Annotated in this window: 23 protein-coding genes and 4 tRNA genes; 8 read left to right on the forward strand and 19 right to left on the reverse strand. The window is 67.0% G+C overall.

The features are described 5' to 3' along the window. The first annotated feature begins 4 nt into the window (after positions 1 to 4). Positions 5 to 835, forward strand: coding sequence for a BPSS1780 family membrane protein (locus tag QRN67_RS12490; RefSeq protein ID WP_081266878.1), 831 nt, complete (start codon positions 5 to 7; stop codon positions 833 to 835). Between the two features lie 50 nt (positions 836 to 885). On the opposite strand, the gene QRN67_RS12495 is transcribed toward QRN67_RS12490, so the two are convergent. The 3 genes from QRN67_RS12495 to QRN67_RS12505 all read right to left on the reverse strand — a co-directional run bounded on the left by QRN67_RS12495 (position 886) and on the right by QRN67_RS12505 (position 8563). Then, entirely contained in the window at positions 886 to 2337 is a 1452-nt protein-coding gene (locus QRN67_RS12495) for a DUF3999 domain-containing protein (protein WP_285412016.1), read from the reverse strand. A 17-nt stretch (positions 2338 to 2354) separates the two neighbouring features. Continuing rightward, a complete protein-coding gene (locus tag QRN67_RS12500; RefSeq protein ID WP_285412017.1) occupies positions 2355 to 6029 on the reverse strand; it encodes a DUF2339 domain-containing protein in 3675 nt (1224 codons plus the stop codon). Between the two features lie 107 nt (positions 6030 to 6136). Then, positions 6137 to 8563, reverse strand: a complete 2427-nt coding sequence (locus QRN67_RS12505) for a UvrD-helicase domain-containing protein (protein WP_285412019.1) — start codon at positions 8561 to 8563, stop codon at positions 6137 to 6139. A 206-nt stretch (positions 8564 to 8769) separates the two neighbouring features. Between QRN67_RS12505 and QRN67_RS12510 the strand changes: the two genes are divergently transcribed. Beyond that, positions 8770 to 9747 carry a GMP reductase gene (locus tag QRN67_RS12510; protein WP_081266881.1) on the forward strand — a complete coding sequence of 326 codons (978 nt, stop codon included), beginning with the start codon at positions 8770 to 8772 and terminating at the stop codon, positions 9745 to 9747. Between the two features lie 30 nt (positions 9748 to 9777). On the opposite strand, the gene QRN67_RS12515 is transcribed toward QRN67_RS12510, so the two are convergent. Then, complete coding sequence (locus tag QRN67_RS12515) at positions 9778 to 10644, reverse strand: alpha/beta hydrolase (RefSeq protein WP_285412021.1); 867 nt, start codon at positions 10642 to 10644, stop codon at positions 9778 to 9780. Positions 10645 to 10735: 91 nt separating this feature from the next. Here QRN67_RS12515 and QRN67_RS12520 point away from each other — a divergent pair. Beyond that, positions 10736 to 10811, forward strand: a tRNA-Ala gene (locus QRN67_RS12520). Positions 10812 to 10863: 52 nt separating this feature from the next. On the opposite strand, the gene QRN67_RS12525 is transcribed toward QRN67_RS12520, so the two are convergent. After that, positions 10864 to 11571, reverse strand: a complete 708-nt coding sequence (locus tag QRN67_RS12525; RefSeq protein WP_285412022.1) for an SDR family NAD(P)-dependent oxidoreductase — start codon at positions 11569 to 11571, stop codon at positions 10864 to 10866. 139 nt (positions 11572 to 11710) lie between these two features. On the opposite strand from QRN67_RS12525, the gene QRN67_RS12530 reads away from it, so the two are divergent. The 3 genes from QRN67_RS12530 to QRN67_RS12540 all read left to right on the forward strand — a co-directional run bounded on the left by QRN67_RS12530 (position 11711) and on the right by QRN67_RS12540 (position 13781). After that, positions 11711 to 11786 (forward strand) — tRNA-Lys (locus QRN67_RS12530). A 598-nt stretch (positions 11787 to 12384) separates the two neighbouring features. Then, complete coding sequence (locus QRN67_RS12535; protein WP_155742437.1) at positions 12385 to 12657, forward strand: hypothetical protein; 273 nt, start codon at positions 12385 to 12387, stop codon at positions 12655 to 12657. Positions 12658 to 12971: 314 nt separating this feature from the next. Next, on the forward strand, positions 12972 to 13781 hold the full coding sequence (locus QRN67_RS12540; RefSeq protein ID WP_285412024.1) for a response regulator transcription factor: 810 nt from the start codon (positions 12972 to 12974) through the stop codon (positions 13779 to 13781). A gap of 44 nt (positions 13782 to 13825) precedes the next feature. On the opposite strand, the gene QRN67_RS12545 is transcribed toward QRN67_RS12540, so the two are convergent. Then, on the reverse strand, positions 13826 to 14242 hold the full coding sequence (locus QRN67_RS12545) for a hypothetical protein (RefSeq protein WP_285412025.1): 417 nt from the start codon (positions 14240 to 14242) through the stop codon (positions 13826 to 13828). Positions 14243 to 14514: 272 nt separating this feature from the next. On the opposite strand from QRN67_RS12545, the gene QRN67_RS12550 reads away from it, so the two are divergent. Next, positions 14515 to 14691, forward strand: a complete 177-nt coding sequence (locus QRN67_RS12550) for a hypothetical protein (protein ID WP_155742438.1) — start codon at positions 14515 to 14517, stop codon at positions 14689 to 14691. A 121-nt stretch (positions 14692 to 14812) separates the two neighbouring features. Here QRN67_RS12550 and QRN67_RS12555 read toward each other — a convergent pair whose 3' ends face one another. The 5 genes from QRN67_RS12555 to QRN67_RS12575 all read right to left on the reverse strand — a co-directional run bounded on the left by QRN67_RS12555 (position 14813) and on the right by QRN67_RS12575 (position 16313). After that, positions 14813 to 15346 (reverse strand): HNH endonuclease, encoded by a 534-nt coding sequence (locus tag QRN67_RS12555; protein WP_285412026.1) that lies wholly within the window; start codon positions 15344 to 15346, stop codon positions 14813 to 14815. A gap of 61 nt (positions 15347 to 15407) precedes the next feature. Next, a tRNA-His gene (locus QRN67_RS12560) sits at positions 15408 to 15481 on the reverse strand. Positions 15482 to 15515: 34 nt separating this feature from the next. Continuing rightward, complete coding sequence (locus QRN67_RS12565; RefSeq protein ID WP_285412027.1) at positions 15516 to 15722, reverse strand: short-chain dehydrogenase; 207 nt, start codon at positions 15720 to 15722, stop codon at positions 15516 to 15518. Positions 15723 to 15761: 39 nt separating this feature from the next. Continuing rightward, positions 15762 to 15838: transfer RNA gene (locus tag QRN67_RS12570), tRNA-Arg, on the reverse strand. 271 nt (positions 15839 to 16109) lie between these two features. Then, the gene (locus QRN67_RS12575; protein ID WP_155742439.1) at positions 16110 to 16313 is read right to left on the reverse strand and encodes a hypothetical protein; all 204 of its coding nucleotides are present in this window, start codon (positions 16311 to 16313) and stop codon (positions 16110 to 16112) included. 152 nt (positions 16314 to 16465) lie between these two features. Here QRN67_RS12575 and QRN67_RS12580 point away from each other — a divergent pair, with 152 nt between their 5' ends. After that, positions 16466 to 16861: a hypothetical protein gene (locus QRN67_RS12580; protein WP_285412028.1), complete on the forward strand. Its 396-nt coding sequence runs from the start codon at positions 16466 to 16468 to the stop codon at positions 16859 to 16861. Positions 16862 to 16872: 11 nt separating this feature from the next. Here QRN67_RS12580 and QRN67_RS12585 read toward each other — a convergent pair whose 3' ends face one another. The 8 genes from QRN67_RS12585 to QRN67_RS12620 all read right to left on the reverse strand — a co-directional run bounded on the left by QRN67_RS12585 (position 16873) and on the right by QRN67_RS12620 (position 24650). Beyond that, positions 16873 to 17307, reverse strand: coding sequence for an acyl-CoA thioesterase (locus tag QRN67_RS12585; RefSeq protein ID WP_081266890.1), 435 nt, complete (start codon positions 17305 to 17307; stop codon positions 16873 to 16875). Positions 17308 to 17309: 2 nt separating this feature from the next. Continuing rightward, positions 17310 to 17840: a MarR family winged helix-turn-helix transcriptional regulator gene (locus QRN67_RS12590; protein WP_081266891.1), complete on the reverse strand. Its 531-nt coding sequence runs from the start codon at positions 17838 to 17840 to the stop codon at positions 17310 to 17312. Continuing rightward, complete coding sequence (locus QRN67_RS12595) at positions 17837 to 18613, reverse strand: SDR family NAD(P)-dependent oxidoreductase (RefSeq protein WP_285412029.1); 777 nt, start codon at positions 18611 to 18613, stop codon at positions 17837 to 17839. The genes QRN67_RS12590 and QRN67_RS12595 overlap by 4 nt, the downstream gene beginning before the upstream one ends. A gap of 53 nt (positions 18614 to 18666) precedes the next feature. Further along, complete coding sequence (locus QRN67_RS12600; protein ID WP_285412030.1) at positions 18667 to 19413, reverse strand: SDR family NAD(P)-dependent oxidoreductase; 747 nt, start codon at positions 19411 to 19413, stop codon at positions 18667 to 18669. A 4-nt stretch (positions 19414 to 19417) separates the two neighbouring features. After that, positions 19418 to 21007, reverse strand: coding sequence for an ATP-dependent acyl-CoA ligase (locus QRN67_RS12605; protein ID WP_285412031.1), 1590 nt, complete (start codon positions 21005 to 21007; stop codon positions 19418 to 19420). After that, positions 20997 to 21728 carry an ABC transporter ATP-binding protein gene (locus tag QRN67_RS12610; protein WP_081266895.1) on the reverse strand — a complete coding sequence of 244 codons (732 nt, stop codon included), beginning with the start codon at positions 21726 to 21728 and terminating at the stop codon, positions 20997 to 20999. The genes QRN67_RS12605 and QRN67_RS12610 overlap by 11 nt, the downstream gene beginning before the upstream one ends. Positions 21729 to 21810: 82 nt before the next feature. After that, positions 21811 to 23598 (reverse strand): branched-chain amino acid ABC transporter ATP-binding protein/permease, encoded by a 1788-nt coding sequence (locus QRN67_RS12615; RefSeq protein WP_106935228.1) that lies wholly within the window; start codon positions 23596 to 23598, stop codon positions 21811 to 21813. After that, positions 23595 to 24650 carry a branched-chain amino acid ABC transporter permease gene (locus QRN67_RS12620; RefSeq protein WP_081266897.1) on the reverse strand — a complete coding sequence of 352 codons (1056 nt, stop codon included), beginning with the start codon at positions 24648 to 24650 and terminating at the stop codon, positions 23595 to 23597. The genes QRN67_RS12615 and QRN67_RS12620 overlap by 4 nt, the downstream gene beginning before the upstream one ends. Positions 24651 to 24656: the final 6 nt, after the last annotated feature.

A 24656-nucleotide genomic window follows, 5' to 3' on the forward strand; every position in this document is an offset into this window, starting at 1 on the left:
ACCCATGAAACTCAACCTCGTGCCGGCGCGAACCGGCGCCGAATGGGTCCGCCTCGGACTCAAGACCTTCTGGCGGCAGCCGCTGGCCTTCATCTCGCTGTTCTTCCTGCTGATGGCGATGATGTCGACGGTGTCGATCCTGCCGGTGATCGGCAGCATCGTCGCGCCGGCGCTGGTGCCGTTCATGACGCTGGGCCTGATGGTGGCCACGTCGGTGGCATACACCGACAACGCCGAAGGCGCCGGCCGCGCGGGCGATGCACGGCGCCCCACGGGTTCGGCGATGCTCGTGGCGGTGTTTTCCGCCATGCGCGCCGAGTGGCGCGCGCTGCTGGTGCTGGGCGTCATTTCAGCCATCTACTTCGTGCTGGCCGTGCTGTTGACCGCGCTGGTCGACGGCGGGCAGCTCGCAAAGGCCTATCTGCTCGACGATCCGCTGACGCCCGAGATCATTGCAAGCAGCGACTTCCAGCTCTCGCGCATGCTGCTGATGTGCCTCAACCTGCCGCTGTCGCTGGCCATGTGGCACGCGCCGGCGCTGATTCACTGGCACCGCGTGGAGCCGGTGAAGAGCATTTTCTTCAGCATCGTCGCGCTGTTCCGCAACTTCGGCGCCTATGCGCTGTTCGGCATCGCGTGGTTCGGCGTGTTCCTGATTGCCGGCATCGGCATGGGGCTGGTGGCAACGGTGCTGGTCGGCGTGGGCGCGCTGGGCGCCGGCGGCGCCGCGCTGGCGGTGGGCAACATCCTGATCATCGGCACGGCGCTGGTGCTTGCGGCGATGTCGCTGAGCTCGACTTGGTTCACCTTCCGCGACACCTTCGATCCCAACTGAAATCAGTCGCCCGCGGCCTGCTCCCTTGCCTTGCGCAGGCTCGCGAACAGCTACCACGCCATGCCGGCCAGCAGCAGCAGGCCGGCACCCAGAGCCCCCCACAGCCACCATTTGCGCGACGACGCCTGCATGGGAGCGGATTGCGCCTGGACAGCCGGCGCCACGGCGGCGGCAACGCTCATCAGGGGTAGCACGACCGATGCACCGTCGGCGGCAACGGGCTTGTCAGCCGCATAGCCGGGAATGAGCGTGGACAGCGCCAGCGGCGCACCGGGCTCCGCGCCTTCCACGCTGCCCGCGGCTTCCGGCGCCGAGCGCCATGCCAGCGAGAACGGCGCCGCTCCCTGCGCCAGGAACACCAGCGTGCGCGGCACCGCGCCCACGGAAATGGTCGGCGGCGTGGCGCCAAGCACGCTCATGGGGCCGGAAGTGCGCAGCCGCAACCGCGCATGCACCGCTCCGTCGAGCGCCAGCACCGGGGAACGCGCTTCGCCGCCGGCCTGCGCGAGCCGGTACACCACGGTATCGACCAGCGGAGTTTCGTCCGCCAGGGCCGAGCGTTGCACCGGCTGGCGCTGCCGATGCCGCAGCGCGTAAAGCGGATTGAGCGGCACCGGTCGCGGCTGTACGGCCGGTGACGTGGGCGCGGGATCGGACAGCCCAGAAATCGCGACCTGCGCCAAGGTGTTGATGTCGGCGAGGTCGATGCGCAGGCTCTGCAGCGGCAGGCCGCGCGGCAGCAGGTAGTCGCAGTAGTCGGCGGCGCAGCGTTCGGGCTTCAGCGAAGCAGACCATTCGAGCGGCGCGGCCGGTTCGATCTCCTGCACGCTGTCGATGCCCACGCCGGTCAGCGCCACGCCGTGCTGCGGATCGCTCCAGCGCAAGCGCAGGAAGCGCGCGCGCAAATTGCCCAGGTCGACCGCGAGGCGCTCGATGGTCTGGCCGCCATGGGACAGCCGCACGAGTTGCTCCTCACCGCCCACCGGGCGCCAGCGGCGCAGGTCGTCGCTGGCCTCCAGATGGAAAGCGAAGAGCCCGCGCGCGTCGGGCGCGATCTCGAAGCGCGCCTGCAGCAGGCTGCCCTTGACCCGGCTCAGGTCGATGAGCCATTGGGCCGCGTCGGTCACCTTCCGGCTGGCGGCCTTGCCTTCAAGCGCCAGGGAGCCGTCGGGGCGCACCGTGAAGGCGAGCGCCGCATCGCCGGATGCCGCGCTGGCATCGACACCGGGCAACGCGAAGATCGGCACGTTCCGCGAGGCGATTCGTGGTGTCGCGGCTTCGCTGCGCAGCCATGCGTAGGGCACCGCATGGCCGGCGCCGTTGCGCACCCGCAGGTCGCGCAAGTCGGCATGGGCGGCGCGGCCATGGATGGACAGCGGCAGCGTGAGGCGGTGGTAAGGCCCGGGGCCTTGCAGTGTGATGGGCGCGGTGGTCGCCGGTTGCGCGACGGCGCTCCCAGCCATCACGGCCAGGAGCGCGGTCACCGCGCGTAGCGCCCGCATGGAAGAAAGATCTCGGCTCATGCAACCCCGCCTTCCGACGGCGACTTCTCCGACGCATCCTGTGCCTCTTCCCGCTTCGGCGGCACGGGCGCGAAATACCCCACCAGCAGGAGCAAGGCTCCCACCGCGATGAACGACACGATGCGGAACAAACCGCCTCGGTCCGCCAGTTCGACGAAGAACAGCTTCAGCACCACCACGCCGAGCAGCGCCGCGCCAGCCACCCACAGGGTGCGCACCCGGCGCGAATGGCCGAGCACCATCGCGACCACGCCGCAGACGGCCCAGGTGATGGACAGCGCCGCCTGCGTGAGCCATGAGGCATAGAGCGCATCGAAGCGCCATTCGACGCCCGCGTAGTGGTGACAGGTGCGCAGCACCATGCCGGTGAGCAGCGCAAGCCCGGTGAAGCCGGCCGCGCCCTTCGCGACCATCGGCTGCACGCGTGCGAACGACGCCGTCGGCAGCGCACGCCACCACAGCACCAGCGCGAACAGCACGAGCCATTGTGCGAGTTCGAGCGGATTCAGCAGCGGCACATAGGGCAGCGGCGCCGCGTCGCCGGGGCTGACGGCGTTCGTCACCCACACCCAGGCGAGCAGGTATGCGGCCACCGGCGTCGCGGCCAGCTCCAGGTAGGCGCCGCGGTATTCGGCCAGCGGCCAGCGTTGCAGCAGCGCGCGCGAGCGCATCGCCCACAGCACCAGCGCCGGCACGATCGCCCAGCCCAGCAGCTGCCAGCTCGACCACTCGGCGCCGACGCGGCCGAGCTGCCATTGGCATTCGCGCGCGGCCAGCAGCAGGAAGAGCCAGAAGCCGGCGACATGGAAAGGCGTCAACGTCGCGGTCTCGAACCACTGCTTCTGCGCGCGCAGCAGGCGCAGATGCCAGGCGAGCGCAAGGGGCCAGGCTATCCAGCCCAGCGCGCTCGACGGCACGTAGAACAGCGTCGGCCCGCCCACGATGCAGTAAGCCGCGATCAGGCCGAAGCCCGGCAAGGTGGCGATGGTCGCCCTTCCCAGCTGCTGCCAATCGCGGCGATACGCGACCAGCGCCGCCAGCGCGGAGGTGACGAGCGCCACGGCCATCGCAGCCGCCGGCACGTAGACCGACAACCCGTGGCGATCCAGCACGCGAACGCTTTCGTCCAGCATGCCGAACAGCCACCAGCCGAGGCCCCAGACCACCGGCGTCCACAGCACCACAGGGATGGCGCACCACGCATTGGCCCAGCGCTGCCGCGCCGAGCCGGCAGGCTCGCTCATGCGAGGCCTCGCTTCGTCGCGCAGCCAGTCGCCTGCCAGCAGTGCGGCCAGGCCGAGCACCACGGGCGTCCAGAAACGCAGGCTGGCGAAGGCCGGTGCGCCGGCTGCATCGAGCCCGGCCGACTGGGTCGCGCCGAATGCGAGAGCGCTGATCACCTGCAGCACACCGGCCAGCGCGGCGAGCGGGAAATGCGCCATGCGCAGCGCGACCCACAGCACCACCGTGGCGGTGAGCGGCCACAGCAGCGCGGCCTGCGCGAGGCTCAGCTGGAACAGCATCGCCAGATGCAGCAGGCTCACGCCGGCCAGCACGCCGACCACATTGCCCGTCGACCACACCGGCTGCACGCCGCGCGCCAACGCGGCGCGATGCGCCTGCAGCATCGACCACGCGGCGCTGCCGAGCACGCTGAGCGCGATGACAGTGGCCGCCACGGCACCTTGCCATCCGCTTTGGAGCACGCGCCCGTCGACGACTTCGCCGGTGCGGTGCAGCGTCGCGATGAATCCCGCAACCGCCAGCGCCTGCATGCCGAAGCTCACCCGCGCGAGCGGCGACAACGCGAAGCGGATCGCCACCGCAAAGGTGACCGAGGCGAGCACCGCCGTTGCAGCGGCGGCCCACGGCGGCGTCCACCACTGCCACAGCAGCAGCGTGAGCGCGGCCATGCCGAGCCACGGCAGGACGCCGCCGGCCACGGCCTCCACGCCCTTGTCCTCGTCGAGCCGGGCGCGGCGGTGGATGGCCCACATCGCGAACGCGCTCACGGCCACGAGCACCGGGCCGATCAGCGAACCGTCGAGCAAGGGATGGCCCGGTGCTGCGTCGAGCCGCGTGGCTTCAAGCAGCTTCAGCACGGCGCCGGCGAACACCACGAACGAGAAGGCCCGCGCATACACCCGCTGCTGCCGCGCGCCCAGCCAGTACATGCCCGCGGCTTCGACCGCCCAGGCGGCGCCGGTCCACCGCCCTTCGAGGCCCAGCGGAATCGCGAGGGTGCCGAAGATCACGCCGACGATGGCGTAGGCCTCCGCGAGCAGAGCCAGCCCCTTGGGCTGCGTGGCGAACACCAGCCGGCCCAGCACGAGATAGAAGGCCGCGAGCGCCATCGCCGAGAACGCGGCGCCGTATTCCCACGGACGCATCAGCAGGACCTGCATGCCGAACGCGACCATCGGCGTACCGAACACCAGCGAGCTGTCGACACGGCCTGCGCGGCGCAGGGTGTCGAGCGCGCGGGTGGCCAGCGGCTGGGCGGGCTGCACCGGGGCGTCGAACAGCGTGCGGCGCGCGAACAGCAGGCCGATGGCGGTGAACAGCAGGAAAAAGACGATCAGGAAGGGCTGCACCGTCGCGTACTGGTCGTCGGTGTAGTACTTGTGCGCCCAGCCGGCCGCCAGCGTGAAAGTGCCGACGAAGCCGATCAGGTTGAGCACGCGCCAGGCCCGGAACCACGCGATCAGCACGATGCCGACATCGAGCACCAGCAGGTAGGTGAAGAGCCCCACCGGCTGGTTGGAGCCGGTGGACGCCAGCACCGGCGCGGCGAAGCCCTCGAGCGCCGCGACGATCGCCAGCACCGGCGCGTTCTGCAGCACCGCCAGCGCCGCGCTCAGCACCGCCACGCCGAACAGGAATGCGAAGCCGACGCTGGCCGGCAGCAGCCCGCTGAGCTTCATGGCCGCGAGCGTCGTGAGATAGAAGACGCCGATGCCCGCGCCCTGCAGGATCAGCGCATAGCCCGCGCGCTTGTTGCACAGCAGCCAGCCCAGCACCAGCAGGCCGGCGCCGACCAGCGCCACCGCCGCGTAGCGCAATTCGATCGGCACGGTCACGCGTTCGGCCGTGTAGCGCAGCAGGAAAGCCAGGCCAAGGAACAGGATCAGCACGCCGAGCTTGACGAGCATGTTGCCGCCGAAGATCAGGTTGGCGATGGGCGCGGGGAGACGATCGCGCAGCGGAACCGGGGGCGGCTTGGGGATCGGAGCTTCAGGAACGGCGGGCTGGGGTGCGGCCTCCGGCCCAGGCACCTGCACGACGGCGACTTGCGGCCGTTGCACCTCCAGCGGCTGGGCGGGCGGCAACGGCACTTCGACCAGCGCGACTTCGGGCACCGCAGGCAGCTCGGAGGCTTGCACCGCACTATCGCCCGCGCCCTGCGCCAGCCGCCGCTCGAGCATGGCGACCCGCTGTTCGAGTTCCATCACGCGCCGCTGCAGCTTCACCATGCCGCCGTCGGCGGCCACAGGGTCCGCGGGAGCCTGGCCCGGGATGCGTTCAGCTTCGGTGCGATGCGGCGGTGCCTTCTTCTTGCCGAGCAACCGCGGCAACAGGAACGCACCAGCCACCGCGAGCACCAACGCCACGGGCACCGATTCGAACAGCGCCCCGATGAACAGGCCGGCAATGATGCCTATGAACCACATCCTGACTCCCCTTGTTTGGCGAGTGCGGAGTTTACGGCGGTTCAGCAGGCGGGGCCGCACGGCGCCGCGAGCAGCCTGGGTTGTTAGCTATAGCTTTAGTAGCAAGCTCAGATTGGCGTGAGCTTGGCCACCGACAGGGCCAGCCATTTGACGCCGTGCCGCGCGAACTTGACCTGCGCCCGCGCGTCGTCGCCGGTGCCTTCGAGGGCCGTCACCGTGCCTTCGCCGAACTTGTTGTGGAACACCTGCATGCCCGAGCGCAGTCCGTGCGAAGGCGCCGTCTTCTGCGGCGGCACCGGCGGGCTGGCGAAGGTGTCCTTGTCGCGGCTGCCGCCGTAGCTGTTGGCGCCGTAGCCGCCACCGCCGCCACGCGTGCTGCCGTAGCCGCCGCCGTAGCCGAAGGCCGAAGTGCCGCCGCCGAAACCCTGGTTCTTGGGCGTGAGCCACTTGAGCGCGCCCTCGGGCAGCTCCTCGAAGAAGCGGCTCTTGACGTTGTAGCGTGTCTGGCCGTGCAGCATGCGGGTCTGCGAATGGCTCAGGTACAGGCGCTTGCGGGCGCGGGTGATCGCCACGTACATCAGGCGGCGCTCTTCCTCGAGGCTCTCGAAGTCGCTCATCGAGTTCTCGTGCGGGAACAGGCCCTCTTCCATGCCGGTGATGAACACGCAGTCGAACTCCAGGCCCTTGGCGGCGTGCACGGTCATCAGCTGCACCGCGTCCTGCCCGGCCTGCGCCTGGTTGTCGCCCGACTCCAGCGCCGCATGCGTGAGGAACGCGGCCAGCGGGCTCAGCGTTTCGCCGGTCTCGGCGTCGGGCGCGAGCGGCTCGTCGATCACCGGGCGCGTCAGGTCGATGCCCTGGCTCGCGGGCGACTGGCGCAGTTCGTCGACCGGCAGCGCCACCGCGTCGCGGCCGAAGCCCTCCTGCGTGACGAAGCTCTCGGCCGCGTTCACCAGTTCCTCCAGGTTCTCGATGCGGTCGGCGCCTTCGCGGTCGGCCTTGTAGTGCTCGACGAGGCCGCTGTGGTCGAGCACCAGCTCGATGATCTCGCGCAGGCTCACGCCCTGCGTCTGCTCGCGCAGCACATCGATCTTGGCGACGAAGCCGGTGAGGTTGGCCCCCGCCTTGCCGCCGACCACGCTCACTGCGTCGTGCAGCGAACGGCCGGCCGCGCGCGCCGCGTCCTGCAGGGTTTCGAGCGTGCGCGCACCGATGCCGCGCGGCGGGAAGTTCACGACGCGCAGGAAGCTGGTGTCGTCGTCCTTGTTCTCGAGCAGGCGCAGGTAGGCCAGCGCATGCTTGATTTCCGCGCGCTCGAAGAATCGCAGGCCGCCATACACGCGGTAAGGCACGGAGGCGTTGAAGAGCGCGGTTTCGATCACCCGGCTCTGCGCATTGCTGCGGTAGAGCACGGCCATTTCCTTGCGATCGAAGCCGTCGCGCGCGAGCTGGCGCATTTCTTCCACCATCCACTGCGCTTCGGCCAGGTCGGTGGTCGACTCGTAGACGCGCACCGGTTCGCCGGGGCCCTGGTCGGTGCGCAGGTTCTTGCCCAGGCGCTTCTTGTTGTGGCTGATGAGCTCGTTGGCCGAATCGAGGATGTTGCTGTAGCTGCGGTAGTTCTGCTCCAGCTTGATCTGGTGGCGCACGTCGAACTCGCGCACGAAGTCGGTCATGTTGCCCACGCGCGCGCCGCGGAACGCATAGATGCTCTGGTCGTCGTCGCCCACGGCAATCACGCTGTTGTCGCGCCCGGGCTCGAACTGGCCGCCGACGGTATTGCCGGAGAGCATCTTGATCCACGCGTACTGCAGGCGGTTGGTGTCCTGGAACTCGTCGATCAGGATGTGGCGGAAGCGCCGCTGGTAGTGCTCCCGCACCGGGTCGTTGTCGCGCAGCAGTTCGTAGCTGCGCAGCATGAGCTCGCCGAAGTCGACCACGCCTTCGCGCTGGCACTGCTCTTCGTACAGCTGGTAGAGCTCGACCTTCTTGCGGTCGTCGTCGCTGCGCACCTCGACGTCGCCGGGGCGCAGGCCGTCTTCCTTGGCGCCGGCAATGAACCACTGGGTCTGCTTGGCGGGGAAGCGCTCGTCGTCGACGTTGAACTGCTTCATCAGCCGCTTGATGGCCGAAAGCTGGTCTTGCGTGTCGAGGATCTGGAAGGTGGACGGCAGGTTGGCCAGCTTCCAGTGCGCGCGCAGCAGGCGGTTGCACAGTCCGTGGAAGGTGCCGATCCACATGCCGCGCACGTTGACGGGCAGGATGGCCGTCAGCCGCGTCATCATTTCCTTGGCGGCCTTGTTGGTGAAGGTCACGGCGAGGATGCCGCCGGCCGACACCTGCCCGGTCTGGAGCAGCCATGCGATGCGGGTGGTCAGCACGCGGGTCTTGCCGGAACCGGCGCCCGCGAGGATCAGCGCGTTGCCTGCGGGCAACGTGACCGCGGCCAGTTGCTCCGCGTTCAGGTTCTTGAGCAGCGGCAGGTCCGAAGGATTCGGGGAGTGGGCGTCAGCCGCAGGATCGTTAAACAACATCCTCCGATTGTAGAAACCACTGCGTATGCCGGTTATACGAAGAAGCGGAAGACCCGGCTTCGCAAGACCGCGTAAAATCAATCACCGGGCCCAAGTTTCTTGCGCCCGGTTTTTTGTGGGCGTTTTCTTTGCTGAACGCACCGCGAAAACCGGCCGGACCAAGCGCTCTTTCGTTCCCTTCAACGATTCCTTTCTGGAGCCTGGCCATGCAAATCTTCGACTACGACAACATTCTCCTGCTCCCGCGCAAGTGCCGCGTGGAGAGCCGCTCCGAGTGCGACGCCAGCGTGAAGCTGGGCGAGCGCAGCTTCCGCCTGCCGGTGGTGCCCGCCAACATGAAGACTGTGGTCGACGAGTCGATCTGCCTGTGGCTGGCGCAGAACGGCTACTTCTACGTGATGCACCGCTTCGACCTCGACAACCTCAAGTTCGTCAAGGACATGCAGGGCAAGGGCGTGTTCGCCTCGATCTCGCTCGGCGTGAAGAAGCCCGACTACGACACCGTCGACCAGCTCGTGGCCGAGGGCCTGACGCCCGAATACATCACCATCGACATCGCGCACGGCCACGCCGACAGCGTGAAGAACATGATCGGCTACCTGAAGCAGAAGCTGCCGAAGGCCTTCGTGATTGCCGGCAACGTCGGCACGCCCGAAGCGGTGATCGACCTCGAGAACTGGGGCGCGGACGCAACCAAGGTCGGCATCGGCCCGGGCAAGGTCTGCATCACCAAGCTCAAGACCGGCTTCGGCACCGGCGGCTGGCAGCTGTCGGCGCTCAAGTGGTGCGCGCGCGTGGCGACCAAGCCGATCATTGCCGACGGCGGCATCCGCGACCACGGCGACATTGCCAAGAGCGTGCGCTTCGGCGCCTCGATGGTGATGATCGGCTCGCTGTTCGCGGGCCACGAAGAATCGCCGGGCAAGACGGTCGAGGTCGACGGCGCGCTGTTCAAGGAGTACTACGGCTCCGCCAGCGACTTCAACAAGGGCGAATACAAGCACGTGGAAGGCAAGCGCATCCTCGAGCCGATCAAGGGCAAGCTGGCCGACACGCTGGTCGAGATGGAGCAGGACGTGCAGAGCTCGATCAGCTACGCGGGCGGCCGCACGCTGATGGACATCCGCAAGGTCAACTACGTCACGCTGGGCGGCGACAACGCGGGCGAACACCTGCTGATGTAAGCGCCCCGCCCTGCGCTGCCGCTGCGCCGGTCAGGCTTCGAGCAAGTGCACCGCGTGTCGGTGCAATGCGTGGGCCGGGTCGGCGAGCGCATCGACCACGCCGAAGTGGTTGAGACCCGGCAGCACCTCGCACACCGGCACGGTGTTGCGGCCCCACGCCTCGCGGATCATCGCGTTGTGGCGGATGAACTCCTCGCTCTCATCGCCGCCGGCCACTGCGTAGAGCTGGCCGCGCTTCGGCGCGGGCCACAGCGCCGGGCTGGCGCGCAGGGCGTCGGCATCGGTCAGCTTCAGCGTGTTCATCAGGAAAGGCGTGTGCTGCAGCGGACGCAGGTCGTAGAGGCCGGAAATCGACAGCGCGTTGCGCACCAGTTGGGCGGGCAGATCGGGCGCGACCGCTTTCCAGTCGCATGACAGCAAAGCCGCCGCCATGTGGCCGCCGGCCGAATGGCCCGCAACGGTTATGCGCGAGGGGTCGCCGCCATGGGCCGCGACATGGCGCCACGTCCATTCGAGCGCGCGCACCATCTGCATCAGGATGCCGGGCACGGTCACCGGCTGCTCGGGCGTGCCGGGGCACAGCGCGTAGTTGGGCTGGACCACGCATATGCCGCGGTCGTTGAACGCCGGGGCGATGAAAGAGTGGTCCTTCTTGTCCATGGCGCGCCAGTAGCCACCATGGATGAAGACCAGCACGGGCGCGTCGGGCACGGGTGCCGGGAAGACGTCGAGCGTTTCGTTCGTACCGCTGCCGTAGGGAATGTCGATCCGGGCGGGCAAGGTGTCGCGCGCGGCAGCGGAGTCGCGGGCCCAGCGCTGGAAATACGCGGGGTGGTCTTTCACCCGCGCAAGGTTGTTGTACATGCCTTCCAGCCAGGCGGGTTCGTACGGGGCCATGCGGTTCTTTTCTCAGTGCTTCGAAAGGCGCGAATCTTGGCACGGCGCAATGGCCCAAAACCGTGGTTCTGGTTAAAATTTGCCCTGCGTTGGGGGGGTAGCTCAGCTGGGAGAGCGCCGCGTTCGCAATGCGGAGGTCGGGAGTTCGATCCTCCTCCTCTCCACCAACCGACACCGAAAAAGGCCTTGGCATCCGCCAGGGCCTTTTTCTTTTGCGGCTCAGGTGTCGAGCGTCAGGTGCTGGCCGTGCAGCGCGGCGGCCGCCGGCGAAGCGAGAAAGCCGATGGTCTGCGCGGCGACCGAGGTCGACACCCACTCGGCCGGATTGGCGTCGGGCATCGCCTGGCGGTTCGCGGGCGTGTCGAGCACGCTCGGCGCCACACTGTTCACGCTCACGCCGTGCAGCGCCGCTTCCGCCGCCATGGCTTCCACCAGACGCTGCAGCGCGCTCTTTGAAGCGATGTACGCGGCCATCGCCGGCAGTCCGCGTGCGGCGACCTTCGCCGTCACGGCCACGACGCTGCCCGCGCGGCGCTCGATCATCGAAGGCAGCACAGCCTGAGTCACCGCGACGAACGACCATGCATTGAGATTCATCATCCGGTCCCAGCTCTCGCGCGAGAGCGCATGCGTGGCCTCACCCATCTCGAAACCACCCGCGATGTGCACGAGCGCGTCGATCTGCCCGAAGGACTTGAGCGCCTGCGCGGCAAGGCCGGCCATGCCGGATGCCGAGGTCACGTCGCCCGCGAGCAGCAGGTGCCGCGAGTTGTCGAGGCCCGGAAAGACTTCGGCGAGCCGGTCTGCGTGATGGTCGACCAACGCAAGGCGCGCGCCTTGGTCAAGGAAATGCTGGGCCACTGCGCGGCCCAGTGCGCCAGCCGCGCCGGTGATCAAGACATGGGACGTGGTGCTCGCATCGGTCATCGAAATTCTCCTGGTTGAGGGACGTGGTCCGTCGGGTGTGGCGCATCCTAACGCTGCAACTCACAAATTTTTTGGACAAGATCAAAATCTGGGATATACTCGTGGTCTTGCCAGAAAACACTAAACGTTTTCAAAGCAAGGGCTCTTAGCTCAGTTGGTAGAGCAGCGGACTCTTAATCCGTAGGTCGAGTGTTCGAGTCACTCAGGGCCCACCACCAACACTAGGAACTGCGCGGTTCTCGCGCTATTTCTTAAGAAGCACTGTTTTGCAATTGCGAAACGTGCTCCGCAAACAGAGAAACCTCCCGTCGAAAGACTGGGAGGTTTTTTCTTTTCCGGCTTGTCTGAAAAACCCGCGCGTCACAACACAGCAGCGGCCTCAAATCGAGATCGCGCAATCAGCCAAGGCAGCACTACCCCTTGCTCGGATGACGCGATGATTGCTGCAAGATTCAGCGCCATGGCCCAAGTACCGGCCACCCCGATCAAAGGCTGGGGGTCGAGTACAATCCCGCAACGCTCAATGGTTCTGAGCGCTGTCCTCCGGGGCAAGCTGAACCCCATACCAGCGCGTCGAAGTCACTACGACGAAGAAAACAAAAATGACTTCATGCAAAAGAATTTGCCGTAGCGTGGACCGCGTAAGAGTTCACGACCACATTCCCAAAGCCCGCCTTGTGCGGGCTTTTTCGTTGGCGCGCATGCGCTGCCAGCCAGCACTGCATAGCCGTCGCGAAGCGGCTGCACTACTTGGGCGTGCTCTTGGAGTACAGTCATAAGTCCTCAACACGGAGCCCGCAAGGGCAGGACAAAATGGCCACACCGGAAGAGGCAACGACCACCGCTTCAGCTGCAAACCTTCTCGGAACAGAGATGGCGCTGACGGCAGCTCTCAGAGCGCTCATCAAGACCCACCCCCAGCCCAGCCTGCTCGCACAAGAACTTGTGCAACAGCGCCAGTTTTCTCAGGCCCATCTTGAAGCAAGTCCCGTATCGGACAAGGCGTTGATGGGCTTCGAATTGACCTGGGCAATGATCCTTCACCAGGATCCTGCGCAAGACGTCCAACTCGTGCCCGCGTCCTAGCGGCAACGCCCGTCGGCCATCTGGGCTCACTGCGTCGACGCGGGTGCGTCAGGTGTGTTCTTGTGTGCCTCGCCGCATGCGCACCTGCTGCCACAAGCAGGACTTTCTTCACAAACGCACAGACCTTGCTGAACAAGTCTGTGCATTTGGCCGAACCGAACCCATTCCTGTCTCGCCCCAACCTTTTCCGAACGCGCTGAAAAGTGGAGATTCAAGCCGTCGACCGCTCTTCTGGAGCGGTCGATACAAACCCGGCGCTGCGAACAGCGCGCCGGCATGGCTCGATCGAAAACTATTGACAGGGGGAACTGGCAATGAACCAGTTGGCGGAAATGAAGCCCATCGCACTCGTGGGCTGCGACAAGGTACGGGCGGTGATGCTGAGCGAAAAGCTCCGGTCCATGGGACATGTATCCGCGACATTCGACCGCGGTGCCGACTTCCTGGTGGCGCTGGGAAGCGGCAGGAAGTTCAGCCTGCTCCTGTTGACGCTGCAGGACGAGGGCGGATGGACCGGAATCGTTGCCATGTGCAAGGTGCTTCATGTGCCCGTACTCCTGGTCGTCGACGAAGCGCAGCGCCATATGCCGGTCGACGAACTGGTCGCGATACGAGAAGAAGCTTCGAAGAATCACGCCATCGACTTCATCGTCTGGCCAATCAGCGATCTCGATCTCGACTGGCGCATACGCACCCTCGTCCGCCGCATGGAGGTGTCGCCCGCTCCGCCTGTGCGCAACATCGATCTCGCATTCGACCGCTATCGTTTTCTCGGACCCAACCGCGTGGTCATGAATGACGATCAGGAGGTGCGACTGAAGCCCCGCGAGTTCGAACTCGCGCTATTGCTCTTCCGCAACAGCGGCCAGTTGCTGGAGCGGGACTGGATTCTTTCGTTGCTCTGGGGTACCGGCGTGACGCGCAAGGACAGCCGCGTGCTTGATGTCTGCATGTCGGGCATCCGCCGCAAACTCGCCCTCTCGAGGGAGAACGGCTTCATCCTGCACACGGTCTACGGACGCGGCTATGAACTGGGACGAGTTCTGCAGCCGACGCATCAGCCACAAAGAACAGCGGCCTTCACGAGCCTGCGCGCCGAGGAAGTCCGCATCCCGGCGATGTGATTCGCGCCCCAGAGAAGAGGTAGTGACACCTCGTACCGGCAAGCTCAGGGTGCGGCGCCTCGCCCGGCAGTCCAGTCATCGACAAAGCGCATGAGCGCCTCCTGGTGCTCACCGATATCAGCGGCGAGGTACTGGCGTGCGTGCTCCTGGGCGAGTTCGCTCGACAGGAACCACTGTTCACGCGCGAGACTGCCCTGCAGTGGCGGCGTGCCCCAAGCCGCGTTGCTGCTGCCAAGAAAGGCCTCTGTCACAGGCAAGCGCCCGTCGGTCTTGCCAAGCTCCGACAGCGCATTGCGCGGGCCGCCCAGCGTGACGCGAACCCGGAGGATGTCTTCGTCCACCTCGATGGACGCACCCAAACCACCGGATTGATGCACCTGCCAGAACTGCGCCGCCGAAGCGTTGCGAACCCAGCTATCGAGTGCCTTGGCCAAACTTTCGAGAACGATTTTCTTGTTCATGAGGAAATATTCCACACATTTGTCGACTTATTACGCCCCACAGGGGCACAACCTGCAAAAGCTCCCTGTGCGACATGGCATCTTGCAATGGCTGTCACGCATCACAAGAACATCAAGACAGGGAAACAAACTCGAAGCTCAAAAGCTCGTTCAGACCCGCTCATGCGGGTATTTTTTTGTCTGCTCGCAGCCTGAATCGGCAACGACGCCAGGGAACCACCAAATGAACCGGCAACGGCGCGCGGCTTCGGGCGTCGGCTATATTTCTTGCCATGGAAAAGGCTTCCGACATAGGCAAACCCACGGTACCCATCGACTTGATCGGGCCGGACCACTGGCCTCGTTCGCGGCGCGGCAACGGCCGTACCGCCAAGGTGATTGCTGTCATCGTGGGGGGAATCGCGGCTGCAGGACTGGTCGCCTACCGCTTCTTCGGTGTCGGGCGCTGACCCGGCCACTGAATGAGCCAAAGCCCGCTGCCTCGAAGACAGCGGGCTTTTTTCATGGGCGCGGACAGGAACAGGCATCACGGTCGAGCCCCTAATGCAGCCGCGAACCCTTGGGCAACCGCTACGCCAGCCACTCGTGCACATCCGCACGAATGCTGCGGCCTTCGAGCAGAAAGTTCTCGAAGCGGCTCGGCACGTAAGGCAGGTACACCAGCGGCATGCCGGCTTCTTCCGGTGTGCGCGCGGCCTTGCGGTTGTTGCAGACCGCGCACGCGCTCACGAGGTTGGTCCATGTCCAAGGGCCGCCGCGTGATTCGGGCATTACATGCTCGCATTGCAGGTCGCGCTCCTGGAACACGCCCGCGCAGTAAGCGCAGGTGTGGCGATCGCGGCGAAAGAGCTTGCTCTTTGTAACGCTCGGAACCACGTCGAAGAGGTTGATCTTCGAGGCTCCGCGCAGCGCGATGATCGGTGCCACCTCGACGCGAGATTGCATGCCGCGCGCCACGTTGAAGCCACCGCGCAGGGTGGCAAGCGGCAGGTCACCGTCTTCCCAGGCCACGGAGCCGGTGGCGTAGTGCAACACCGCCTGCTCCAGCGAGATCCAGGCTTGCGGCGTGCCCTGAATGTCGAGTTGCAGGACGTGAGGATGCATATATCGCCTCCTTTCGCGGCGATGGTCGTCTTGGCGACGTTGGATGAAATCCAGATAACGATGGGGTGCACGAACGGAATCGAACCGTCGTCAGCGGGACCACAACCCGCGGCTCTGCCATTGAGCTACGTGCACCACGAAACATGAGCTGCTTGCTGTCAGGCAGCCGCTACCACTCGCCGACTGCGCGCACGCGCTGATCGAGATCGAGGCCCTCGAGCTGAGGCTCGCGACCAGGCAATGCATCAGCACCTTCCAAATCACGCCGAGCATCGGTCACGATGCCGAATCTGCGGGCCAGGGCCAGCACCATGCGCTTGCGCGGCTGTGCGGGACGCACGGTGATTATCCGGATCGGGGTGTTGCGCTTGCGCATGACGGCTCCTTGGTTGATGTGACAGCAAACAGAAAAAACTGGCCCCACGTGCACGACTCGAACGTGCAACCCCTTGCTTCGTAAGCAAGTGCTCTGATCCATTGAGCTAACGCGGGTCGAAAAACGGGAATCGAAACTTGCCCGCCTGCTTTCCATTCCGGTTGTGTCCTCACGCGACGGACAGCGCTGGGCGCTGCCCCGTACGACGTCGCTGCACAGGAGTGATCAATTCCTGCACATCCCGCCAGACCGTCTACGCAGTGGGCTCTGGCGGTGTGGTGAAGGCACACCCGGAATGGCCAGGCACGGCCAACAACAAACAAAACAAAAAGGCCCGGAACCTTTCGGTGTCCGGGCCTCTGCTGAGAGAGCTTGGAAGGTATGCGCCTATGCGCAACCTCCACCCGGTAGCACCTGATCCTCGACTTTTCCAACGCGCAGGCTGCCTGCGGCTTTTGTGGAATACGCGTGGCTCTGGTGCTGATTCAGTCGGATCGACGGCATGCCGCCGAAACCACCGCACGCCCCGACGCGCACGAGCGATCGGCCCGAGGCGGGTCGATTGCTGGTGAAGGTCAATGCGATGTTCACGATGGTTCCTGGGTCAAAGATTGCCGCTGCCGGCCGTCAGGGGTTGGGGGAAAAAGTGCGGTTTGGGCCGCGAATGAAGCCGACTGTAAATAGTGTTTACGGCACCGTCAACAACCGGGACAATCTTTTTTTCTCGTTGTTGTTTTTGAACAGTGCCCAATACCACCGTCGCGCGTCGCCGCAATGCCCTCGCGCTTCATCGCCGTTTTCTCGAAGAGGCCGTTGCAGCCGGCCTGCCCGCCAAGGGGCTGGACCAGGCGTTCGCCAAGAAGATCGAAATCTCTCCCAGCATGTGGAGCCAGATCAAGAGTGCCCGGCCCATCGGCGACAACCTGGCGCGGCAGATCGAGCGGCATTGCAACGTGGAAGCCGGCTGGCTCGACAAGGAAGACCGTCCCAGCGAAGTGCCCGATGCAGCGGAAGAGCGCTTCATCGCGGCGGCGCGCGAGGCATGGCGCAGCGCCAATGCCAAGGGCAAGAAGGAACTCACCGGCTGGCTGAAGAAGCGCGCGCAGGACGCCGTGCCTGGCAGCGACTCTGCGCACTAAGCAGCGAGTGCTCAGCCCAATTCGGGCGCGTTGCGCACGATGGCCGCGCGCATGTCGTCCGGTATGGCAACCGCGCGATGGGTTTCCAGCGACGTAGTCACCAATACCTGCTGCATCTGCATGCGCACTTCACCGTCGGCCGGATCGAAGCAGCGCACGCGCAAAGTCATCGAACGCGAACCCAGCCGCTCCACGGCCAGCCCGAGCATCACCTGGTCGCCCATGCGGCTCACGGCGCGGAAGTCGACTTCGAGCTTCACGGTGGGCAAGCCGATTCGCCGCTGTGCCACCAGCCCGTGATAGCTGAGGCCGAGGCCTTCGTTCACCCAGTCTTCGACGAGGCCGTTGAGCATCACAAAGTACTGCGGATAGAAGACGATGCCCGCTGGATCGCAATCCGAGAAGCGGATCAGCCGCGGCCGGCAGAACTCGTTGCCGTTGCCCATGCTCAGCCCTCCTCACCCGCCGGCTCGCCGCGCATCACATGCACCCGCAGCAGGCCGAGCTGCGTGTGCAGCTGCTTGACCGTCTTCATGTCGAGCCCCGAGAACATCTCGAGGATCCACTGCTCGTGTTCGCTCGCCATCGTCTCGAAGGTGCGGCGGCCCGTGGGCGTGAGGCTCACGATCCATGCGCGACGATCGTCGGGACTGGGAGCGCGCGCCACCATGCCTTCACGCTCGAGCTCGTCGGTAAGACCGGTGACGTTGCCGCCCGTCACCATCAGGTAGCGCGACAGCACGCGCATCTTCAGGCCGTCCTTGTAGCGATAGAGCTGCGCCATGTAGTCGAAGCGTGCCAGCGAAATGCCGAAGCGCTCGCGCAGCCGGCGCCGGATCTCGGCTTCGATCTGCGTGGTGCTGGCCAGCATGCGCAGCCACAGCTTGAGCATCGCGTGGTCCTCGTGGCCCGCGCGCGCCTCGTGCCCCAGTTCTTCGGCATCGCTCAGCGCGGCGTGGGAAGCGTCGTTGCGTGTCATGTCACCTCTCCTCCGGAAACCGAGATCGACTGCCCCGTGACCGACGCCGCGCCCGCACCGCACAGCCAGCGCACCGCGTCGGCCACCTCGGCCGGCTGCACGATGCGGCGCTGCGGGTTGACGCTCGAGAACTCCGCCAGCGCATCGGCCTCGCTGCGCCCCGTCTTGCCGACCACGTTGGCCACGCTGTTGCGCAGGATGTCGGTGTCGGTATAGCCCGGGCACACTGCGTTCACCGTGATGCCCTTGCGCGCCACCTCCAGCGCCAGCGAGCGCGTGAGCCCGACCACGCCATGCTTGGCCGCGGTGTAGGCCGCCACGTACGCGTAGCCCTTCTGCCCGGCCGTGCTCGCGATGTTGACGATGCGGCCCCAGCCGGCATCGAGCATGTCCGGCAATGCGGCCTGCGCGCAAAGAAAGCTGCCTGTGAGATTGACCGACAGCATGCGCTGCCAGAGATCGAACGAGGTCTTGAGGAACGGCGCACTCTCTGCCGCGCCCGCGTTGTTGACGAGGATGGCGACCGGCCCGCGCACGGCCCGCGCTTCGGCGAAAGCGGCCTGCACCGCCTCCGGGTTCGCCACATCGGCAGCAGCTACGCCGTGCCCGGTGCCCTCCAGCGAATCTGCCACTCGCTGCAGTGCCTCGCGGTCGCGCCCCAGCAGGGTCAGGACGGCGCCCTCCGCGGCCAGGGTGCGGGCGATCTCGGCGCCAATGCCGCGTGCGGCACCCGTCACGAGTGCATGGCGGCCAGTCAGTGAATTTGAGTGCATACCTGAATGTTTTAGTTCTGAATCATTTTAGCGGAGCAGGCGGACGCGGGGTGTCACCGCATGAAACGGCCGCCGTTCAGGTCCAGGGTGGCGCCGGTCATGAAGGCTGCCGCCGGGGACGCGAGATAGACCACGGCAGCCGCTACTTCCTCCGGCAAGCCGAAACGCCCCATTGGAATGCCTGCCTGCAGCGCCTGCCGTCGCGCGGGGTCCAGCGCCTCGAGCAACGGACTCTGGATGGCCGCCGGGGCCAGCGCATTCACGGTCACGCCATGCGGCGCCAGTTCCTGCGCGAACGAGCGCGTCAGCGCCAGCAACGCGGCCTTGCTGGCCGCATAGTGCGCGCCGGTCGCAGCGCTGGCCTGCTGCCCAGCCATCGAAGCAAGGTTGACGATGCGGCCCGCGCCGCGTTCACGCATGTGCCGCCCGGCGATGCGGCAACCGAAGAAGCTGCCGCGCAGGTTGATGGCGAGCACGTCGTCCCATTCCTCGGGCGTGATGTCCCAAAGCGAGGTCGTGGGCGTTCGGGCCGCGTTGTTGACCATGATGTCGACGGCGCCGAAGCGGGCCACGGCCTTGTCGAAGCAAGCAGAGAAAGCGCCCTCGTCACGCACGTCGAGTTGCATCGCGAGCCCGCCGGTCTCTTTCGCCGCCGCATCCACGCCTGCAAGGTCGACGTCGGCGAACGCCACGCGCGCGCCCGCCTCATGGAGTCCGCGCGCAATCGCCATGCCCAGCCCGCGCCCCGCACCCGTCACGAACGCCACGCGGCCGGCAAGGGGGAGCGCTGCGTTCGTCATGCGCCTAGCTCCTCGCGGGGCGGCCGTCCCAGGTCAGCGGGCCCACGCCGCGCTCGCGCAGCTTGAACTTCTGCACCTTTCCGTTCTCGGTGCGCGGCAGGTCGGCCAGCACGTCGATATAGCGCGGCACCGCGAAGTAAGGCAGGCGCCCCTCGCAGAAACGCGCAAGCTCGGCAGGGTCGACCGGCACGCCTTCGCGCGCTACCAGCGCGGCCATCACTTCGTCTTCGGCCAGCTCGGAGCGCACCGGATACACCGCGCACGCGGCCACCCCCGGATGGCTCAGCAGCACCTGCTCCACCTCGAATGAAGAGATGTTCTCGCCCCGCCGGCGGATCGCGTCCTTGATGCGGTCGACGAAGCGAAAGGCTCCATCGGCATCGCGCACCACACGGTCACCCGTATGGAACCAGAGATTGCGCCACGCCTCGACTGTCTTCTCCGGCATGTTGAAGTACCCGCTCGCAAAGGCGTAGGGCTCGTCCGCGCGCAGCAGCAGTTCGCCTGCTTCGCCAGGCGGCAGCGACACGTCGTCTTCATCGGCCACGCGTGCCTGGAAACCCGGCCGCAGCCAGCCCATGACGCCGCCGCGCGGCGAATCGGGCGCCGTGGCAATGGCGAAGTTGGTCTCGGTCGAGCCGTAGCCCTCCAGCAGCGACACACCCGTGCGCGCCCTGAACGCCGCCCCCGCCGCGGAAGGCACGCCCGGCCCGAGCCCGATGCGCACGCGATGATCCCTCTCCCCCGCCCCTTCCGGTTGCGCGAGCAGGATCGGCACCATCGCGCCCAGCAGGTAGACCACCGTCGCGCGACTCGCGCGCATCGCCGGCCAGAAGCCCGACGCCGAGAAGCGCTGCTCGAACACCACCTCGGCACCTGTCAGGGCGGCCTGCGCGAAGGTGTTGAGTGCGTTGATGTGGAACAGCGGCAGCGTGGAGCACAGCACGTCATCGGCCCCCACGCCGAGCACTTCCGCGCTGTTCACGCCCCACCAGAAATACTGCGCATGCGGACAGATCACGCCCTTGGCAGGCCCGGTGGTGCCGGAGGTGTACAGGATGGCGAGCGGATCGCCCGGCTGCACCGGTGCGGCCTCCAGCGCGTCTCCCGCCTCGGGATACGGCACGAGGCGCACGCCGGCGGGCGCCGACCACCCGACAGCGTCCGCGTCCCCGACCACCCAGATCTCGCGCAGCGCCGTGCGCCCCAGGTCCGCCGTTGCAAGCCGCTCGACGAATGCGGCCTCGATGACCAGCAGCCTCGCCTCGCTGTTCGCCAGGAAGTATTCGATCTGCGGCCCCATCGATGCCGTGTTGACCGGCACCGTCGATGCGCCCAGCCATCCCGCGCCGAGAAAGCTCTCCAGGAACTCGACGCGGTTGCCGCACATCACCGCGATGCGGTCGCCGCGCGCCACGCCTGCGGCCGCCAGCGCACCGGCGCGGACGGCGGCAACCCGCGCCGCATCGCGGTGGGTCCAGGCATGCGCGCCGATGCGCAACAGCGCCCGCGCGCCGAACACCTCGGCTTGCCTCAGCAGCATCGCGGGCAGCGTGCGCCGGGCAGGCGGCACGGCGCGGGCGTCAGTCGTCATCGTGCGTGCCTCCGCCGAGATAGGTCGCCTGCACGCGCGGATCGCTGGCCAGTTCGGCCGAGGCACCCGACAGCGCGATCTCGCCGGTCTCGAGCACGTAGCCCTGGTCCGAGCTTTCCAGCGCCGCGCGTGCGTTCTGCTCCACCAGCAGGATCGACACGCCGTCTTCCCGCAGCTTGCGCACGATGGTCAGGATGTCGCGCACGATCAGCGGCGCGAGGCCGAGGCTGGGTTCGTCGAGCATCAGCAGCCGGGGCGCCGACATCAGCGCGCGCCCCACCGCCAGCATCTGCCGCTCGCCGCCAGACAGGGTGTCCGCGCGCTGCGACCTGCGCTCGGCCAGGCGGGGGAAACGGTCGTACACCGACTGCAGCCGCTTCTTCATGGCATCGCCGCGCAGCCGCTTGGCGTAGGCGCCGAGCTGCAGGTTGTCGAGCACGGTGAGCTCGCCGAACAGTTCGCGCTTCTCGGGCACGAGGCACAGGCCACGCTCCACGCGCGCCTCCACGTCCAGCCCCTGCAGGTCCTCGCCCTCGAAGCGCAGCGTGCCCTTGCAGGGCAGCAGGCCCATCGCCGCGGCCAGCAAAGTCGTCTTGCCAGCGCCGTTCGGCCCGATCACCGAAATGATCTGCCCCGGCTGCAGGTCGAGCGAAACGCCGCGCACCGCCTCGACCTGTCCGTAAGAAACATGCAGATCGCCAATCTCGAGCATCGCGGTCATTTCGACACCCCCAGGCTTGTCACTTCGTGTACTTCGCGCACCCCCTGAAGGGGGCCCGCGCCTTCGGGCGGCCGTGCGGCGCTCATACGACGCTCCCCAGATAGGCAGCCTGCACGCGTTCGTCGGCGCGCACCGCGGAAGGCACGCCCTCCACGAGCTTGGAGCCGAAGTTCATCACCACCAGCCGGTCCACCAGTTTCATCACGAAGTCCATGTCGTGTTCGACGATGAGAATGGTCACGCCCTCCTCGCGCAGCTTGCGCAGCAGATCGCCGAGTGCCATCTTTTCCTTGCGGCGAAGGCCCGCTGCCGGCTCGTCGAGCACCAGCAGCACCGGGTCGGCGGCCAGCGCGCGCGCGATTTCCAGGATGCGCTGCGTGCCCAGCGGCAGGCTGCCTGCGAGTTCGTGCGCACGGTCGCCCAGTCCGATGCGGTCGAGCTGGCGTTGCGCCTCCTGCAGGATCTGCCGCTCTTCCGTGCGGTCCAGCCGCAGCCCGGCCTTCAGGATGCCCGAGCGTGTGCGCGAGTGCGCGCCCAGCGCCACGTTGTCCAGCAGGCTCATATGCGGCCGCAGCTTCACATGCTGGAAGGTGCGCGCCAGGCCCAGCCGCGCCACTTCGCGCTGCGGCATGCCGGCGATGTCGTGGGCCAGGAAGCGCACCTGGCCCGAGCTCATCGGCAGCGTGCAGGTCAGCAGGTTGAACATGGTCGACTTGCCCGCGCCGTTGGGCCCGATCAGCCCGACGATCTCGCCGGCCTTCACATCGAAGCTCACGTCGTTCACCGCCACCAGCCCGCCGAAGCGCTTGACCGCGCCGTTCACCGACAGCACCTGCGAGCCGCGCTCTGGCAGCGTGCGGTGCGGCAACGGCTCCACGGGCGGCGCATCGTGGCGCGACGGCCCCTGCGCGCCGCCGCGCCGGCGCGTCCAGCGGCGCAGCAGCCCCATCACGCCGCCGCGCGCAAAGTGCAGCAGCAGGATGAACAGCGCCGCGAAGGCCACCGCCTCCAGCTGCCCTGCACGCTGCGTGAGCATGGGCAGCACGTCCTGCAGGCCGTTCTTCAGCACCAGAACCAGCGCGGCGCCCACCAGCGCGCCGGCAAGCTGACCCAGGCCGCCGGCCACCGCCATCAGCAGGTACTCGATGCTTGCGCGCACGTCGAAGGGCGACGGGCTCACGAAGCGGTTCATGTGGGCATAGAGCCAGCCCGCCAGCCCCGCGAACAGCGCGGCCGTCACGAACAGCGAGAGCCGCACGCGGTACGCGTCCGCCCCCACGCTCGCCAGCAGCGTCGCACCGCCGCGCAGCCCGCGAATCGCCCGCCCCGGCCGCGACTGCAGCAGGTTGTAGCTGAACAGGCAGGCCAGCCCCACCACCACCCAGATCAGGTAGTACATGGCACGCGGATCGGCCAGCGACCAGCCCGCGATCTGCAGCGCCGGAATGTTCGACAGCCCCGTGTGCCGCCCGAGCGCGTCGACATTGCCGAACAGCATCGCGATCGACAGCCCCCAGGCGATGGTGCTCAGCGGCAGGAAGTGCCCGCCCAGGCGCAGCGTCAGCATGCCGATGGCCAGCGCCGACAGCCCCGTGAGCAGTAATGCGAACAACAGCCCGATCCAGGGCGACATGCCCTGCGTCGTCGTGAGCCACGCGGTCGCATACGCCGCGATGCCCACGAAGGCCGCCTGCCCGAAAGAGGTCGCGCCGCCCACGCCGGTCAGCAGCACCAGACCCAGCGCCACCAGCGCGCCGATGCCGATGTCGTTCAGCAGCGAGACGGTGAAGCTGCCCGCCACGGCCGGCACCAGCGCCAGCACCACGACCAGCCCGGCGATCCACGCCATGCGTTTGCGATTGCCGTTCATTGGTCCACCTCGTCTTCTTCCTCTTCGGCGTGCGCCGCCATGAAGGAGCGCAGCATGAGCACGGGAATCAGCAGGCTAAACACGATCACGTCTTTCAGCGCACCGCTCCAGAACGAGGCAAAGCTCTCCACCACGCCGACCGCGAGCGCCCCCACGGCCGTCATCGGGTAGCTCACGAGCCCACCAATGATCGCGGCCACGAAGGCCTTCAGGCCGATGATGAAACCCGAGTCGTAATACATCGTCGTCACCGGCGCGATGAGCACGCCGATCAGCCCCGCCAGCAGCGAAGCGCAGCCATACGCCAGCAGCGCCGTGCGCACCGGCCGTATGCCGACCAGCCGAGCACCCACCCGGTTCACAGCCGTGGCGCGCAGCGCCTTGCCGGCCACCGTGCGCTCGAACACCAGGAAGAACAGCCCGCTCAGCACGATGGCCGCCCCCACCATCAGCACCACCTGCCCGCTGACGGTGAAGCCGTCGCCCAGCGTGAACACGGCGCTGGTGAGCGGCGTGGTGCGCGAGCCTTCAGGTCCGAAGAACAGCAGGCCAAGGCCCGACAGCAGGAAGTGCAGCGCCAGCGAGACGATCAGCAACACCAGCACCGATGCATCCGCGATCGGCTGGAACACCACCCGCGCGAGCAGCGGCGCAATGGGCACCACCAGCAGCACCGCCACCGCGATGTGCACCGCCACCGGCACGCCGGGCCGCGCTGCCAGCCATGCGAGCACGCACGGAATGGCCGGCAGCACGCCCCACATCAGCACCGCCTTGGGAATGCGCGCGGCCTCGCCGCGCCGCAGCAGGCTGCCGATCTCGGTGGCCAGCGCCAGCGCGGCCAGCACGGCGACCATGCCGATGGTCGGCGGCACGCGGTCGGTTTCGAATGCCGCGAGCGACAGCGCCGCAAAGGCCGCGATGTCGCCGAACGGCACGAACACCACCCGCGTGACCGAGAAGATCAGCACCAGCCCGAGCCCGGCCAGCAGGTAGACGGCGCCGTTGGCCAGGCCGTCGGTGAGAAGGATGAGCGCCACGTCCCACGTCATCGCGCA

Origin of the sequence: Variovorax sp. efr-133-TYG-130 (assembly GCF_030208835.1) — a bacterium.
Taxonomy (GTDB): Bacteria; Pseudomonadota; Gammaproteobacteria; order Burkholderiales; family Burkholderiaceae_C; genus Variovorax.